Here is a 15,716-nt window from a genome sequence, read left to right on the forward strand (position 1 = left end):
GCTACTCGTCGGCGGTCTGTGAGGGCCGGTTCGGGGTGAACAGCATCCGCGCCACGCGCTCGGCCGTGGCGACCGGGTCGGCGTCGGTGTCGATGGCCCGATTGAGCCACAGCATCGCGAAACCGTGCACCAGCGACCACGCCGCGAGCGCCGCGGCCTGCGGATCCTCGGTGGCGCGCGGGTCGTCGAGCGTTCCTACCCCCGACGCCAATTCGGCGCCGGCGGCGGCCTGGGCCGCGATCAGCTCCGTGTTGTCCGGGTCGATCAGCGAGCGGTCGAACATCACGGCGAAGTGACCCGGGTTCTCCACGGCGAAACGCACGTAGGCCAGTGCGGCGTCCAGGAATTCAGGTCGTGCACCGGCCAGTGCGGCCGCCAGCATCCGCCAGCCCTGCGCGGCGAGCGCAGTGAACAGGCCGCGCCGGTCGGTGAAGTGATGCGCCGGCGCGGCATGGGAAACCCCTGCGGTGCGGGCCAATTCGCGCAGCGACACGCCGTCGGCACCGCGTTCGGCGACGAGGACGGCGGCTTGGGCGAGGATGACGGCCTTCAGGTCGCCGTGGTGGTAGGAGCCCCGGGTCATCTCTCGCCGGCGACGTCCAGCATCCACGCATACTGGAACGCGGTCTCCTTCCACCGCTCGTAGCGTCCGCTGATGCCGCCGTGCCCGGCGTTCATCTCGGTCTTGAGTAACACCCGGGGCGCGTCGCGGGCCGGGTCGGTCTGCGCATGACGCAGCGCGGCAACCCATTTCGCCGGCTCCACGTAGTAAACCCGGGTGTCGTTGAGTGACGTCATCGCCAGTATCGCGGGGTAATTCCTGGACTCGACGTTCTCGTACGGCGAGTAGGACTTCATGTAGTGATACACCTCGGGGTCCTCCAGCGGATTGCCCCACTCGTCCCATTCCGTCACCGTCAACGGCAGCGACGGGTCCAGGATGGTGGTCAGCGGATCCACGAACGGGACCGCGGCCAGGATTCCGGCGAACAGCTCCGGCGCCATGTTGGCAACCGCGCCCATCAGCAGACCGCCCGCGCTGCCTCCGTAGGCCACCAGGTTCTCCGGCCTGGTGACGTCGGTGCCGACGAGATGGCTTGCCACCGTGATGAAGTCGGTGAAGGTGTTGCACTTTTCCAGCAGCTTCCCGTGCTCGTACCACGGCCGCCCCAACTCGCCGCCGCCGCGGACATGGGCGACCGCGAAGATCATGCCGCGGTCGAGCAGCGACAGCCGCGCGATCGAGAACCGCGGATCCTCGCAGGACTCATAGGCGCCGTATCCGTACAGCAGCACCGGCGCCGGGTATCTCAGGCCGGCCCGGTGGATGATCGAGATCGGCACTCGCGCACCGTCGTGCGCCACCGCCCAGTCGCGGCGCTCGACGTAGTCCTCTGGGCGATAGTCGCCCAGCACAGGCTGCTCACGCAGCAGCGTGCGTTCGCCGGTGCCCAGGTCGAGGTCGTAGATCCGCACGGGGGTCACGAAGGAGGTCGCGCCGATCCGCAGTTTGGGCGCGCTCCAGTTCGGGTTGGCCGACAGCCCCACCGACATCAGTTCGGAGTCGAACCTGATGTCTTGCGCCTCACCGTATCCGGTGTCGGTGAGGGGCCACAGCTGGATCCGGGGCAGCGCGTCCTTGCGATAGCTGACCACGAGGTGACCGGCGAACGCGTCGACCGCGTCCAACCGGACGTCACGGCGGTGCCCGATCAACGTGCGGACGTCGGTAGGGTCGGCCACGGGCGCCTCGACGAGGGTGAAATTCTCGGCGCCGTCGTTGTGCAGGATCAGGAAGCGGTCCTCACCGCCGACGACGGCGTGGTCGAGGGAGTACTCGACGGATTCGCGGCGCGGCCACACGACGGTGAACTCGGCCTGCGGGTCGGCGGCGTCGGCGTAACGCAGCTCCGAGGTGATCGCGCTTCCTGCGGCGATGATCACATACTTGTCGCTGCGCGTGCGCCCCACCGCGACCCAGAACCGTTCGTCCGGTTCGTGGTAGACGCGTTCATCGGGCTGCCCGGCACCCAGCCGGTGCCGCCACACGGTGTCGGGCCGCCACGCGTCGTCGACGGTCACGTAGTAGACGGTGTTGTTGTCGGCTGCCCAGGTGGCGCCGGCCCCGACACCGGCGATCTCGTCGTCGTAGCGCTGCCCGGTGCGTAAGTCCTTGAACCGCAGCGTGTACCGCTCGTCGCCCTTGACGTCGACCGAGTACGCCAGGATGTTTCCGTCCACGCTGACGGTCGCGGCGCCCAGCGAGAAGAAATCGTGACCCTCGGCCTCGACGTTCTCGTCGAGCAGCACCTGTTCGCCGGGGATCTCGGTGTTCTCGTCGAACACCGGAGGCGTCCAGTCGTCGGGGTCGGTGACGGGACAACGGCATTGCACCCCGTACTGCTTGCCCTGGAAGCTGCGGCCGTAGTACCACCAGTCGCCGCGACGCGTCGGCACCGACAGATCGGTCTCTTTCGTTCGGGCTTTGATCTCGTCGAAGATCGTCTGCCGCAGCGGCGCCAGATCCTCGGTGACATGCTCGGTGTAGGCGTTCTCGGCTTCCAGGTAATCGATCACATCCTGATTGGACTTGTCGCGCAGCCATTCGTACGGGTCGAGGAACACGTCGCCGTGGTGTTCGCGGCGGGTGTAGACCCGCTTGGCGATGGGCGGGCCGACCGTGGGTTCGAGCTTCACGCGGCAGCCCCCATCCATCGGTCGAAACGGAGGCCCGAGATGCGCTCGTAGGCCTCGATATAGCGCGCTCGGGTGGCGTCGACGATGTCGGGCGGCAGCGGCGGCGGGGCCTGCTCACCGTGCCGGTCCCACCCGGATTCGGGACCTGTCAGCCAGTTACGGACGAACTGCTTGTCGAAGCTGTCCTGCACCTGTCCCTCGGTGTAGCCGTCGGCGCGCCAGTAGCGTGACGAGTCCGGTGTGAACACCTCGTCGGCGAGCTTGAGCTCACCCTGGGCGTCCACGCCGAACTCGAACTTGGTGTCGGCGACGATGATGCCCTTGGTCAACGCATGCGCGGCGCCCTGGCTGTAGGTCTGCAGCGTGCGTTCACGCAGTTGCTCGGCACGCTCGGCGCCGATCAGCTCGACGACGTCGTCGAAGCTGATGTTCACGTCATGCTCGCCGAGTTCGGCCTTCGTGGCCGGCGTGAACAGCGGTTCGTCGAACCTGCTGGCCTCCACCAGCCCCGACGGCAGCGCGATACCGCAGACGGTGCCGGTCTGCTGGTAGTCGATCAGTCCGGACCCCGTCAGGTAGCCGCGGGCCACGGCTTCCACCGGCAGCATCTCCAGTTGCTCGACCACCAGCGCCCGGCCCAGCACCTCTCCGGGGATGCGTTCGTCGTCGGGCGGACCGGCCAGATGGTTGGGCACCTCGGCCGTGCGGCTGAGGTAGTCGAAGAAGAACACGCTCATCGCGGTCAGCACGCGCCCCTTGTCCGGGATCTCGGAGGTGAGGATGTGGTCGTAGGCCGAGATCCGGTCGGTCGCGACGAACAGCAGGTGCCCGTCGTCGATGCGGTACAGCTCACGGACCTTGCCGCTGGCCAGGTGTTGGTAGTCGGACAGAGCGGGACGCATCGGCCCAGCCTATCGGGCCGCCGGAGCCGCTCTGTGTGTGCTGTGATCGAGCACATGAGCTCTCGGTGGATCCCCTACGCCACGACCCCCGGCCGATTGTTGTGGCAACTGGTCAGCGACGTCGTCGTGCTCGCCTGGACCGCGATCTGGGTTTGGGTGGGCGCCGCGGTCCATTCGGCGGTGTCGACGCTCGCCGAGTTCGGCTATCAGGTGGAGAGCGGCGCCAACGGCGTGGCCGGCAACCTGGACAATGCCGGCAACAGCGCCGACGACGTGCCGCTGATCGGCGGCGCGCTGGCCGGGCCGTTGCGAGGCGCCGGGGACGCCGCGCGCGAGATCGCCGGTGCGGGGCAATCGCTGGGAGTGACGGCCGGCTGGCTGGCGTGGCTGCTGGCGTTCGCGGTCGCCGCGCCGCCGATCCTGGCGTTGATGATGCCGTGGTTGTTTCTGCGGCTGCGTTTCTTCCGCCGCAAATGGACCGCCGTCACGCTGTCGTCCACCTGGGCCGGGGAGCAGCTGCTGGCGTTGCGCGCGCTGGCCAACCGTCCGCTGCCCAAGCTCGCCGCGATCAGCACCGACCCGGTGGGCGCATGGCGTGAGCAGGACCGGGTCGCGATCCGCGGGCTGGCCGCACTCGAACTGCGCGCCTCGGGTATCCGCGCGGCCAATCTGAAGCGCGCCGAGTAACCGCCGAAATCGCATTCCACGCGGTCCGCACCGCCGATCCGCCACGTGGAATGCGATTTCGGCGGTTTACCTCAGCAGGCGTTTGAGCGAGGTTCCGAACGGGTGTCGCGCGGTCAGCGACCCGAACCGCACCCGGCCGGCGACGACGACGTGCAAGCGGCCCGACGGCGGGCTGGTCGTCACCTTCACCGACGTGGACGACGCGACGTTGGCGACCCGGTTCAGGTCGGCGGTGGCGCCGTCGGGCAGGATCAGCTCGGTGGAGCTGAAGTAGTCGTCGATGTCGATGTGCACGACCGGGCTCTGCAGCACTGCCGACGTGAAATCCAAAGTGGTCGAACACATCCGGGTGACCAGCTGCAGGCGCGCGGGTGCGGTCCACGGACCCTTGCGTGAGATGCCCGACATCCAGCTCCGCAGCACCTCCGGCGGGGCGGGCGCCGGCTGACGGCGGACGTGGGGCAGATCGGCGATCACGGTGTCGAGTTCGCGGCGGGTCCGGGCCGCCAGCACGACGTCCACCCGCTGGGTGTACTCGTCGAGGGTCAGCATGCCCTGCCCCACGGCGTGCTCGAGAATCTGTGTCACTGCTGCGCGATCGGCATCCGAAGCCCTGATGTCCGGTTGTCGAGGGTCCATGTGGTTCGAGCTTAGGGTGAAGCGCTGAACTCGACCACCAGGTGCCGGATGCCGGTGTGCCGGTTGCTGCGTGTCCACTCGACCGGACGCGCGAGGGTCACCGCGTCGAAGCGCCGCAGGATCTCCTCGAAGATGACCCGCAGCTCCAGCCGCGCCAGGTTGGCTCCCAGGCAGTAGTGCACACCCTGACCGAAACCCAAGTGCGGGTTAGGTTTCCGGGTGATCTGGAAGTGGTCCGGCGCGGCGAAGGCGGCCGCGTCCCGGTTCGCCGAACCCTCCCAGACCAGCACCTTCTGTCCGGGCTCGACGGTGTGCCCGCCCAGGGTGGCGCGGCGGGTCACGGTGCGCCGCTTCGACGGTGACGGCGAGGTCCACCGCACCATCTCCTCGATGGCCGTGGGCAGCAGGCCGGGGTCGGCACGCAACTCGCGGTAGGCGGCCGGGTTCTCCACGAGTGCCAGCAGGCCGCCGGCGATGGCGTTGCGGGTGGTCTCGGCGCCGGCGCTGAACAGCAGATTGAAGAACAGGTAGCTCTCCAGGTCGGTCAGCTGCGGGTCGCCGGAGTTCACCACCACCGAGAGCATGTCGTCGGCGGGTTCGGCGCGCTTGGCCGCGATGAGTTCCTGACCGTACGTGAACATGCGTGACCCGGCCTCCTCCACGGAGAGCCGGGTGATCGACGCCTTGCGCGCGCCGCCGAAGTCGAAGCTGGGTTCGATCGCCTCGAACAGCCAATGCCGTTCGGACTCAGGCACACCGAGAAGGATGCAGATCATCTGCATCGGCACCTCGGCGGCGATGTCGGTGAGGAAGTCGACGGGGGTGTCGGGTTCGACATCGTCGAGCAGGCGCCGGGCCCGGGCGCGGAGGTCGTCCTCGACCCGGCGGATCATCCGGGGGGTCAGACCCGAACTGACCAGCCGGCGCACCGCGGCGTGGCGGGGATCGTCCATCATGTTCAACAGTTGACCGGCGATCGGCAGGTCCTGCAACAGCGTTCCGCCGAACGGGCGCTCCCCTCCGGTCACCGACGAGTAGGTATCCGGGTCGCGAAAGACCGCAAGGGTTTGCGCGTAGGTCGCCACCGACCAGAAGCCCTCTCCGTCGGGGGTGTTCTCCGTCGGCTCATGCCAGTAGACGGGGGCGTGTTGGCGGTGCACCGCGAACAGCCCGTGCGGGAACCCGGCCGCGAAGTTGTCGAGATCGGTGAGGTCGACTCCCGCCAGGGCTCCCGGGACCGTCACAGAATGGCGCCCGAGGTGTATTTGGCCGCCTCGGGATACCGCCCGATCAGGTCGTCGACGGCCGCGACCACCCGGTCGACCTGGTCGCCGGCCGCACCGGTGAAAACCTGCTTGTCGGCCAGCGCGGCGTCGAGCGCGGCTCGATCCAGCGGCAGTCGCGGGTCGGCGGCCAGCCGGTCCAGCAGGTCGGGCTCGGCGCCTTTCTCACGCATCGCCAGCGCCACGGCGACGGCGTGTTCCTTGATGACCTCGTGGGCCGTCTCGCGTCCGACGCCGGCGCGCACCGCGGCGATCAGGATCCGGGTGGTGGCCAGGAACGGCAGGTAGCGGTCAAGTTCGCGCTGGATGACCGCCGGGTAGGCGCCGAACTCGTCGAGGACGGTCAGGAACGTCTCGGTCTGGCCGTCGAGGGCGAAGAACGCGTCCGGCAGCGCGACGCGGCGCACCACTGAGCAGAACACGTCGCCCTCGTTCCACTGCGCGCCGGCCAGCTCGGCGGCCATCGAACCGTATCCCCGCAGCACCACCTGAAGTCCGTTGACGCGCTCACACGAACGGGTGTTCATTTTGTGCGGCATCGCCGACGATCCGACCTGGCCCGGTGCGAAGCCCTCGGTGACCAGTTCGTGCCCGGCCATCAGCCGGATGGTGTGCGCCATCGACGACGGGCCGGCCCCCAGCTGGACCAGCGCGGACACCACGTCGTGGTCGAGCGAGCGCGGGTAGACCTGACCCACGCTGGTCAACATCTGGGAGAAGCCGAGGAACTGGGCGACCCGTCGCTCCAGGTCGGCGAGCCGTTCGGTGTCCCCGTCGAACAGGTCGAGCATGTCCTGCGCGGTCCCCATGGGCCCCTTGATGCCGCGCAGCGGGTACCGGTCGATCAGCTCGATCACCCGGTTCAGAGCGACCAGCAGCTCCTCGGCGGCCGACGCGAACCGCTTGCCCAGTGTCGTGGCCTGCGCGGCGACGTTGTGACTGCGCCCGGCCATCACCAGGTCGCGGTAAAGCGCGGCGCGTTCGGCCAGCCTGGCCAGCACCGCAATGGAGTGGTCACGCACCAGTTCCAGCGAGCGGCGGATCTGCAGCTGTTCGACGTTCTCGGTGAGGTCGCGGCTGGTCATGCCCTTGTGCACGTGCTCGTGGCCGGCCAGAGCGTTGAACTCCTCGATCCGCGCCTTCACGTCGTGGCGCAGCACCCGCTCCCGCGCGGCGATCGAGGCCAGATCCACGTTCTCCAGCACCCGCTCGTAGTCGGCGACCACACCGTCGGGCACGTTCACACCGAGCTCGGCCTGGGCTTTGAGCACCGCCAGCCACAACCGCCGCTCGGCGACGATCTTGGCTTCCGGCGACCAGATCGCCACCATCTCTTCGCTGGCATACCGGTTGGCCAGGACGTTGGGGACACTCACGAACACACAGCCTATCGGCCGCTGCACCGGCACAGAATGAGGCACAGTAGCCCCATGCACTTCGTCGGGCTCGACCTCGCCTGGGGTGAGAAGAACCAGACCGGTCTCGCCGTGGTCGACGCCGGCGGTCGGCTCCTGCATGTGGGGGCGGCCCAGGACGACGACAGCATCGTCGCGGCCCTCGCGCCCTTCACCGACGGCGAATGCCTGGTCGCGATCGACGCGCCGCTGATCGTCAAGAACGCGACCGGTCACCGGCCCGCCGAGACTGCCTACAACCGCGACTTCCAGCGCTTCGAGGCGGGTGCCCGCCCCGCGTTCACCGACCGGCCCGAGTTCAAAGAACCGCGGGCCGCCCGGATCGCCGAACGCCTGGGACTCGACATGGATCCGTCCTCTGGTTCGCCACGGCGCGCGATCGAGGTGTATCCGCATCCGGCGACCATCGTGCTGTTCGAACTGGAGAAGACGCTGAAGTACAAGCGTGGCCCGTTCGAGGACAGGCAGCGCGAACTGCTGCGGCTGATGACGCTGATCGAGGGTCTCGACGACGCCTCCCCGCGGCTGCGCGTCAACCGCAGCGTCGCATGGGTCGAACTGCGCAAACGGATCGAGGCCGCGGTCAAACCGAGCCACCTCGACCGCGACGAGGACCCGGTGGACGCGGTGCTGTGTGCCTACGTCGGGCTCTACTGGTATCACCGCCCGCAGGATGTCACGATCTACGGCGACGCAGGCTCCGGCTACATCGTCACCCCGTCACTGCCGCCGGACCGGCGCCCGAAATCGGCTCGGGCACAACGGCCGAGGCAGTCGGTCGCGGTGTCGCCGGCCGTCGCCGAATACGAGTCCCGGCGTCCCGCACTGGTCGCCGCGACCGAGCATTACCTCGGTCTGGTCACCGGCCTGCTCGACGAGGCCGGCATCAACTACCTGTCGGTCACGGCGCGCACCAAGACCGTGGAGTCGTTCGCCGCGAAGGCCGACCGACGCACCGCGGGCGGCCGGCCCGTCTTCGCCGAGCCACTGGTCGAGATCACCGACTTGATCGGGTTGCGGGTCATCACCTATCTGCGTGAGGACGTCGCCTCGGTGGCCGAGCTCCTCTCGGAGGAAATGCGACTGCTCGACGACCGCGACATGGGGCAGGAGACCGCCCGCGAGGGCCGGTGGGGCTACGCCAGCAGACATCTGCTCGTCGGCGTGGAAGGAGTGCAGCAGCCCGCGTCGATCCAGGTGCGCACCGTGCTCCAGCACGCGTGGGCGGAGTTCGAACATGAAATCCGGTACAAGGGCTCGATTCCCGCCGCGCACGCCCCCGATCTGGACCGCCGCTTCACCCTGGCTGCCGGCTTGCTGGAGCTGGCCGACCGCGAATTCTCCGCCGTGCGGGAACGGCTGCGCACCGCCACCCCCGAGGTCACCGAGATCACCGACGACCCGAGGATCCCGACGGCGGTGTTGGCGACCTATCTCGGGAATCGGTTCCCCGACGCCGGTTGGTCGCGCACCGACCACTACGCATGGATCGCCGGGTTGCTTCTCGATCTGGGGATCGAGTCCATCGAGGCGCTGGACGCCCAGCTCCACGGAGTGGACACCGGCGCGGTGAATGCCGCGATGGACTACCGCTACCCGGCCGGCGCGGTGCGCCGGCTCGACGATGCGCTGCTGGCCCGATTCGGCCGTCGCTACCTGGAGCTGGACGGCAATGCTCACCGAACCACGTTGCTGGACAACCGCTTACAGCGACTCACCGAAAGGCTCGGTTAGCTCGGGCCTGAACCGAGGTGGGTCGGGTCGGTGATGTGGCCGTCCCGGATGCCGAGTTGCTTGTTGATCTGCTGGGTGATGAAGAACAGCACGACGCCGATCGCGACCAGGACGCCGGCCACGATGTACTGCTGAGCGGGCCGTCCCGACATCGGCGTGACCAGATACAGCGAGGTCAGGAATCCGATCACCGGCAGCACCGTCGGGGTCCTGAAGTGCCCGCCGGCCTGGCGCACGTCGCGGCGCAGCACCAGCACGGCCACGTTCACGACGGCGAACACCGCGAGCAGCAGCAGGCTGGTGGTGCCGCCGAGCACCGCGATCGCGTTGCTGCTGGCGAACGCCGACACGTAGAGGATCAAACCGAACGCGATCAGCGTGGTGAACACGATGGCCACCCACGGTGACTGACGCGTCGGGTGCACGGTGCCGAGCACCGGCGGCAGCACGTGCTGGCGCGCCATGCCGTAGATCAGCCGGCTGGCCATCAGCATGTTGATCAGCGCGGTGTTCGACACCGCGAACATCGTGATGAACGGCAGGATCGCGTTGATCGGCAGCCCGGGAGCGCCGGCCTTGACGACCTCCACGAGCGGGGTGTCGCTCGCTTCGAGCTTGCCGACCGGCACGAGCGCCACCGCGACGATCGAGATCAGAACGTAGACAACGCCGGCGATCGACAGACCGGACAGCAGGATCTTCGGGAACGTCTTGACCGGATTCTTGGTCTCCTCGGCCATGTTCACCGAGTCCTCGAACCCGACCATCGCGAAGAACGCCAGCGAGGTCGCCGCCGAGATCGCCATGAAAGTGTTCTTGTCCTCGGAGGTCTCGAACGCGGTGATCCGGGAGAAGTCGACGTCGCCGCCACCGGTGAAGGCCCACAGCCCGACGAGGATCACCACCACCAGGCCGGTGATCTCGACGATGGTCAGCACCACGTTGAGCTTGACGCTCTCCCCGACGCCCCGGTAGTTGATCGCGGCCAGCGCGGCCATGACAGAAGCGCCAGCACCGCGACACCGACCTTGGGCGCGTCCATTCCCACGCCTTCGAAGAAGTTCGCCGAGAACGCCCTCGAAGCCGTTGACGCCGAGGTGATCCCGGAACACATCACGACGAACGCGACCAGGAAGGTGATGAAGTGGATCCCGAAAGCCTTGTGCGCGTACAGCGCAGCGCCGGCGGCCTGAGGGTACTTCGTCACCAGCTCGAGGTAGCTGAACGCCGTGACGGTGGCCACGCCGAAGGCGACCAGGAACGGAAGCCACGCCGCCCCACCGACTTCACCGGCGACATCGCCGACAAGGGCGTAGACACCGGTGCCCAGGATGTCGCCGACGATGAACAGCAACAGCAGACCGGGGCCCATGACGCGTTTGAGCTCAGGCTGTTTGGGACGCGTGTTCGGCCCGGCCACCGCTTCCGACATCACGCCTCCCTGAAATCCGTCGAAACCCTCATCATCGGCCAGTCGGGCCGGGACCGCAGCATCACCGCAGGATCCGACCCGATTCCGTGCCGCTCCCGCGACCATGCCCAATCCCAAGTAACCACCGGCGACGAGAAGCAAACGCTAGTTGAACGGGGCCAACACATCGATGACGTCGATCAGGGTGGCTCTGGCGGTGGCGCGCGGCCCCTCACCCTCGCTGACCAGCGCCGCGACCACCGCACCGTCGACCGCGCACACCAGCGCGGTGACCAGTTCGGCGCGCACCGACCGTCCCGACCGTTCGACGACTTCGACGACGGCTTCGCTGCGCTGCTTGAGGATGCGCCGCTGGATGTCGCGCAGACTTGGCTGACGGGCACAGGCGATATAGCGCTCGTAGCGGGAGATCATCTGCTCGGTGACGCGTTCGGGATTCTCGCCGACGAGAAGGTCTACCAGGATGTCGGCGGTGGATTCGGCGCCGCGACGGCGTCGTGACAACGTCTGCACGCGGCGCCGCAGCTGTTCACTCTCCCGGCTGCCGACATGCTCGACCGCCTTGGCGATGAGGTCATCCAGCGAAGAAAAATAGTAGGTCGTCGACGCCAGCGGCAGCCCGGCGCGGCGCGCCACGGCACGGTGGCGCACCGCATCGAAGCCACCTTCGCAGAGAAGGTCCGCGGCAGCGCTGACCAGCGCATACCGCCGACGTTCTCCCTTGGGAGTGACCGCTGCCGTCACCCAGAGAATCCTGCCAGCCACGGGGTTCCGGCATCGGTTTTTCGGCGAATCACCAGGCTTTCCCGCCCCGCGTTGGGCACGGCGTGGCCCGGCGCCGTCGATGGCATGATGTCGCGCATGCCGACCCTCAACCGCCGGGAGATGCTGGCGTTCGGACTGCGCGCGGGTTTGGTCGCCGCCGGGGCGTCGATGCTGGGCGACGCGGTGGCCTCGGCAGCGCCCGCGGCCACCTACGTGACCGGCTCCTTCATCTCGGCGGCCCGCGGCGGCGCGGTCACCAACTGGGCCGTCGCGCGCCCGCCGGATCAGACCGCACCGTTGCGCCCGGTGATCCTGTTGCACGGCAAGGACTCCTCGGCGCACACCGTGATGTCGATGGGGGCCGAACAGTTCCTGGCCGATGCGGTCCGGGCCGGCCTGCCGCCGTTCGCGATCGCCGCCGTCGACGGCGGCAACGGGTACTGGCACCGGCGCGCCTCCGGTGACGACTCCGGGGCGATGGTGCTCGACGAATTCCTGCCGCTGCTCGCCGAACAGGGACTGGACATCTCGCGGGTCGCGTTCCTGGGGTGGTCGATGGGCGGCTACGGAGCGATGCTGCTGGGCTCGCGTCTGGGCCCCGCCCGCACCGCCGCGATCTGTGCGGTCAGTCCCGCGCTGTGGACCTCGCCCGGCGCCGCAGCGCCGGGCGCGTTCGACGGCGCCGCCGACTACGAGGCGAACACCGTGTGGGGTCTGCCCGCCCTCAACGAGATACCGCTGCGCATCGACTGCGGGTTCGACGATCCCTTCTACGCCGCCACCCGGCAGTTCGTCGCCCAGCTACCGACGCCCCCGGCGGGCGGCTTCTCCCCCGGTGGCCACGACGCGGGGTTCTGGTCCTCGCAGCTGACCGCCGAGTTGAGCTGGGCGGCACCGCTACTGGTCTAGAGCGAGATCCGGCCCTCGGCCGCCGCCTGTCCGATGTCATGCCGGAAGTGGCTGCCCGGCAACCGGATCGCACCGATCGTCGCGTAGGCGGCTTCACGGGCAGCGTTCAGATCCGGCCCCGTCCCGACCACCGACAGCACCCGGCCACCCGAGGACACCAGGCTCCCGTCCTCGCGCCGGGCGGTGCCCGCGTGCAGCACCCCGTCCTGGTCCGCGCCGTGGATCACGTCACCGACCCGCGGTCGTCCCGGATAGTTCTCCGCGGCCAGCACGACGGTGACCGCCGAACCGTCCAGCCATTGCAGCGCCGGGTGGCCGGCCAACTCACCGGTGGCCGCGGCGCGCAGCAGTTGACCCAGCGGCGACTCCAGCAGTGCGAGCACGGCCTGGGTCTCCGGGTCACCGAAGCGGCAGTTGAATTCCACGACCGCCGGCCCGGCCGACGTGATCGCCAGCCCGGCATACAACAGACCCGAGAACGCGCTTGACCGCCTGACCAGTTCGGCGGCAACGGGTTTGACGATTTCGTCGACGATCTGACGAGTGATCTCGGCCGGCAGCCACGGCAGCGGCGTGTAGGCGCCCATCCCGCCGGTGTTGGGTCCGGTGTCGTTGTCGCCGACCCGTTTGAAGTCCTGGGCGGGCAGCAGCGGCACCACCGTCTCGCCGTCCACGACGCAGAACAGTGACACCTCGGGTCCGTCGAGGAACGATTCCAGCAGCACCGGGTGTCCCGCGTCGAGTAACCCGGCCGCATGCGCGCGAGCGGTGTCGCGGTCCGGCGTGACGACCACACCCTTACCGGCGGCCAACCCGTCGTCCTTGACCACCCAGGCTGCCTGCCCGGCGGGAGGACCGAACCGGTCCAGCGCCTCATCGAGGTGGCCGGGGTTGTCGACGATCTCACTGCCCGCGGTGCGCACGCCCGCAGCCGACATCACGTCTTTGGCGAACGCCTTCGACCCTTCGATGCGGGCGGCATCCTTCGTCGGACCGAAGCAGGCGATCCCGGCCGCGCGGACCGCGTCGGCGACACCGAGCACCAGCGGCACCTCGGGCCCGATGACCACCAGGTCGGCCCCGATACGACGGGCCAGCGCGGTGACCGCCTCTCCCGACGTGACGTCGACGTCGTATTGATCGGCCACCGCCGCGGTGCCCGGGTTGCCCGGCGTCACCGACAGCGCGTCGACCTCCGGGTCTCGGCGCAGTGCGAGCAGCAGCGCGTGTTCACGGGCTCCGGATCCAACCACCAGGACGTGCACAGATGGACACCCTAGTGGCACCGAGCGCCGGACTCTCTACATCGTCGGCCATACATCTTAGCGCCGCAGTGTATGGTCGAGGTTGAGTGCTGCACGTCACACCATGAGGAGATTCCCCTTGACCGCGACCCAGAGCTGCCCGTTCCTGCCCCCCGGTTACGACTTCACCGACCCTGATGTGCTGCGGAAGGGCATCCCGGCGACCGAGTTCGCGGAGTTACGCAAGACCGCCCCGGTGTGGTGGAACGAACAGGCGGAGTCGATCTTCGACGACGGCGGCTACTGGGTGATCTCGCGACATGAGGACATCAAGGCGATCTCGCGCAACAGCGCGCAGTGGTCCACCAACGCCAAGGGAGCGGTGATGCGCCTTCCCGACGGGGTGACCGCCGAACAGCTTGACCTGACCAAGGCGCTGCTGATCAACCACGATGCCCCCGAGCACACCCGACTGCGCAAGATCGTGTCGCGCCTGTTCACGCCCAGGGCGATCGCAGGAATGGAAGCCAAGCTCGCCGACGCCGCCCGCGAGATCGTCCGCGGCGCCGCCGCGAAGGACAGCGGCAATTTCGTGGACGACGTCGCGATGATGCTGCCGCTGCAGGCCATCGCCGACCTCATCGGCGTCCCCGAAGAGGACCGGGAGAGGCTGTTCGATTGGTCCAACGCGATCATGAACACCGACGACCCGGACTTCGACTCAGATCCCACGATGGCCAACGCCGAGTTGATGGGCTACGCCTACACGATGGCCGAGGACCGCCGCCGGTGCCCTGCCGACGACATCGTGACCCGACTGGTCCAGGCTGACCTGGACGGCGAATCGATGGGCGAGGTCGAATTCGCGTTCTTCGTGATCCTGCTCGCGGTGGCCGGTAACGAGACGACCCGCAACGCGATGACGCACGGAATGAACGCCTTCTTCGACAACCCCGACCAATGGGAGCTGTTCAAGCGGGAACGCCCCGACACCGCCATCGACGAGATCATCCGCTGGGCCACCCCGGTGCACTGCTTCCAGCGCACCGCACTCGAGGATGTCGAGGTGGGCGGTGTCACGATTGCCAAGGGGCAGCGGGCCGGACTGTTCTACAGCTCGGCGAATTTCGACGAGGCGGTGTTCGACGACCCGTTCACCTTCGATATTCGTCGGAACCCCAACCCCCACTTGGCCTTCGGAGGCAACGGCGCACACTTCTGCATCGGCGCGAACCTGGCCCGCATGGAGATCAAGTTGATGTTCAACGAGATCGCCGACCAGATTCCCGACATCTCGAAGGTGGCCGAGCCGCAGCGGCTGCGATCCGGCTGGATCAACGGGGTCAAGGACCTGCAGGTCGCCTACCAGTAGCCCGATCACGGGTGGCCTACAGTTCGTTCGTGCGCACCCACGGTTGGTCAGGAGCCAAGCCTGCCTCGGACGAGGAGGCCGTTGCACGCATCCTCGCGGCCGCGGGCAAGGTCATCGAGGAACGCGGCGCCGACTTCAGCATCTCCGACGTGGCCCGCACCGTCGGCGTCACGCGTCAGACGGTGTACCGGTACTTCTCCAGCACCGAGGCCCTGCTGGTGACGGCCGCGGTGCACGCCGTCGATGGGTTCCTCCAGCGGCTGGCCGCTCACCTGACCGGCATCACCGATCCGGCCGAGGCGGTCGCCGAGGCAGTGGCGACCGCGCTGGAGTGGTTGCCCCGCGAAAAGTACATCGGGCTGATCATGGTGCCCGGCGGCTCCAGTCACGTGCAGTCGGTTACCTCCGACATCGCGCTGCGGTTCGCGCGCGACATGGTGGGCCGTCTCGACGTGGACTGGGCGGCCGCGGGTTTCGACGACCCGGGTCTCGATCAGCTCTCCGAGCACCTGCTGCGCATCATCCAGTCCTTCGTGATCGACCCCGGCCGGCCCCCGCGCAGCGGCGACGAGCTGCGGGCCTACCTGCGTCGGTGGGTCGGCAACGCGGTACTGCCCCGCTGACGCCCGGGAACGCG

At 68.3% G+C, this 15,716-nt stretch carries 13 protein-coding genes and 1 pseudogene; 5 read left to right on the forward strand and 9 right to left on the reverse strand.

Annotation, left to right across the window (positions count from 1 at the left end; translation table 11 throughout):
- Position 1: 1 nt before the first annotated feature.
- The 3 genes from ACTWP6_RS09210 to ACTWP6_RS09220 are packed head-to-tail and all read right to left on the reverse strand — an operon-like array spanning position 2 to position 3,599.
- Positions 2–583 (reverse strand): TetR/AcrR family transcriptional regulator, encoded by a 582-nt coding sequence (locus tag ACTWP6_RS09210; RefSeq protein ID WP_260755389.1) that lies wholly within the window; start codon positions 581–583, stop codon positions 2–4.
- A complete protein-coding gene (locus tag ACTWP6_RS09215; RefSeq protein ID WP_443187447.1) occupies positions 580–2,697 on the reverse strand; it encodes a S9 family peptidase in 2,118 nt (705 codons plus the stop codon). Before ACTWP6_RS09215 ends, ACTWP6_RS09210 begins: the two co-directional genes overlap by 4 nt.
- On the reverse strand, positions 2,694–3,599 hold the full coding sequence (locus tag ACTWP6_RS09220) for a phosphoribosylaminoimidazolesuccinocarboxamide synthase (RefSeq protein WP_443187448.1): 906 nt from the start codon (positions 3,597–3,599) through the stop codon (positions 2,694–2,696). Before ACTWP6_RS09220 ends, ACTWP6_RS09215 begins: the two co-directional genes overlap by 4 nt.
- Before the next feature lie 54 nt (positions 3,600–3,653).
- Between ACTWP6_RS09220 and ACTWP6_RS09225 the strand changes: the two genes are divergently transcribed.
- Positions 3,654–4,286 (forward strand): hypothetical protein, encoded by a 633-nt coding sequence (locus ACTWP6_RS09225; protein WP_260755392.1) that lies wholly within the window; start codon positions 3,654–3,656, stop codon positions 4,284–4,286.
- Positions 4,287–4,352: 66 nt separating this feature from the next.
- On the opposite strand, the gene ACTWP6_RS09230 is transcribed toward ACTWP6_RS09225, so the two are convergent.
- From ACTWP6_RS09230 to purB, 3 genes are read right to left on the reverse strand one after another with little or no spacing between them, the layout of a single operon-like run.
- Positions 4,353–4,925, reverse strand: a complete 573-nt coding sequence (locus tag ACTWP6_RS09230; protein ID WP_260755393.1) for a DUF1707 SHOCT-like domain-containing protein — start codon at positions 4,923–4,925, stop codon at positions 4,353–4,355.
- 11 nt (positions 4,926–4,936) lie between these two features.
- On the reverse strand, positions 4,937–6,169 hold the full coding sequence (locus tag ACTWP6_RS09235; RefSeq protein WP_443187449.1) for a cytochrome P450: 1,233 nt from the start codon (positions 6,167–6,169) through the stop codon (positions 4,937–4,939).
- Positions 6,166–7,584: an adenylosuccinate lyase gene (purB, locus tag ACTWP6_RS09240; protein WP_260755395.1), complete on the reverse strand. Its 1,419-nt coding sequence runs from the start codon at positions 7,582–7,584 to the stop codon at positions 6,166–6,168. The genes ACTWP6_RS09235 and purB overlap by 4 nt, the downstream gene beginning before the upstream one ends.
- A gap of 54 nt (positions 7,585–7,638) precedes the next feature.
- Here purB and relZ point away from each other — a divergent pair, with 54 nt between their 5' ends.
- Positions 7,639–9,357 carry a bifunctional ribonuclease/(p)ppGpp synthase gene (gene relZ / locus ACTWP6_RS09245; protein WP_443187450.1) on the forward strand — a complete coding sequence of 573 codons (1,719 nt, stop codon included), beginning with the start codon at positions 7,639–7,641 and terminating at the stop codon, positions 9,355–9,357.
- Here relZ and ACTWP6_RS09250 read toward each other — a convergent pair.
- Together ACTWP6_RS09250 and ACTWP6_RS09255 are read right to left on the reverse strand one after the other, a co-directional pair.
- Positions 9,354–10,789, reverse strand: a pseudogene (locus ACTWP6_RS09250) (APC family permease). The gene relZ and the pseudogene ACTWP6_RS09250 overlap by 4 nt on opposite strands.
- Positions 10,790–10,933: 144 nt before the next feature.
- Complete coding sequence (locus ACTWP6_RS09255; RefSeq protein ID WP_260757818.1) at positions 10,934–11,542, reverse strand: TetR/AcrR family transcriptional regulator; 609 nt, start codon at positions 11,540–11,542, stop codon at positions 10,934–10,936.
- A 96-nt stretch (positions 11,543–11,638) separates the two neighbouring features.
- Here ACTWP6_RS09255 and ACTWP6_RS09260 point away from each other — a divergent pair, with 96 nt between their 5' ends.
- A complete protein-coding gene (locus tag ACTWP6_RS09260; RefSeq protein ID WP_260755397.1) occupies positions 11,639–12,463 on the forward strand; it encodes an alpha/beta hydrolase in 825 nt (274 codons plus the stop codon).
- Here the strand turns inward: ACTWP6_RS09260 and purD are convergent.
- Positions 12,460–13,728 carry a phosphoribosylamine--glycine ligase gene (gene purD, locus ACTWP6_RS09265; protein ID WP_260755398.1) on the reverse strand — a complete coding sequence of 423 codons (1,269 nt, stop codon included), beginning with the start codon at positions 13,726–13,728 and terminating at the stop codon, positions 12,460–12,462. The genes ACTWP6_RS09260 and purD overlap by 4 nt on opposite strands.
- A 103-nt stretch (positions 13,729–13,831) precedes the next feature.
- On the opposite strand from purD, the gene ACTWP6_RS09270 reads away from it, so the two are divergent.
- Together ACTWP6_RS09270 and ACTWP6_RS09275 are read left to right on the forward strand one after the other, a co-directional pair.
- Positions 13,832–15,079 (forward strand): cytochrome P450, encoded by a 1,248-nt coding sequence (locus ACTWP6_RS09270; protein ID WP_443187451.1) that lies wholly within the window; start codon positions 13,832–13,834, stop codon positions 15,077–15,079.
- A gap of 29 nt (positions 15,080–15,108) precedes the next feature.
- Entirely contained in the window at positions 15,109–15,702 is a 594-nt protein-coding gene (locus ACTWP6_RS09275) for a TetR/AcrR family transcriptional regulator (RefSeq protein WP_443187452.1), read from the forward strand.
- Positions 15,703–15,716: the final 14 nt, after the last annotated feature.

Origin of the sequence: Mycobacterium sp. 4D054, from assembly GCF_052245755.1 — a bacterium.
In the GTDB taxonomy this organism is placed as follows: domain Bacteria; phylum Actinomycetota; class Actinomycetes; order Mycobacteriales; family Mycobacteriaceae; genus Mycobacterium.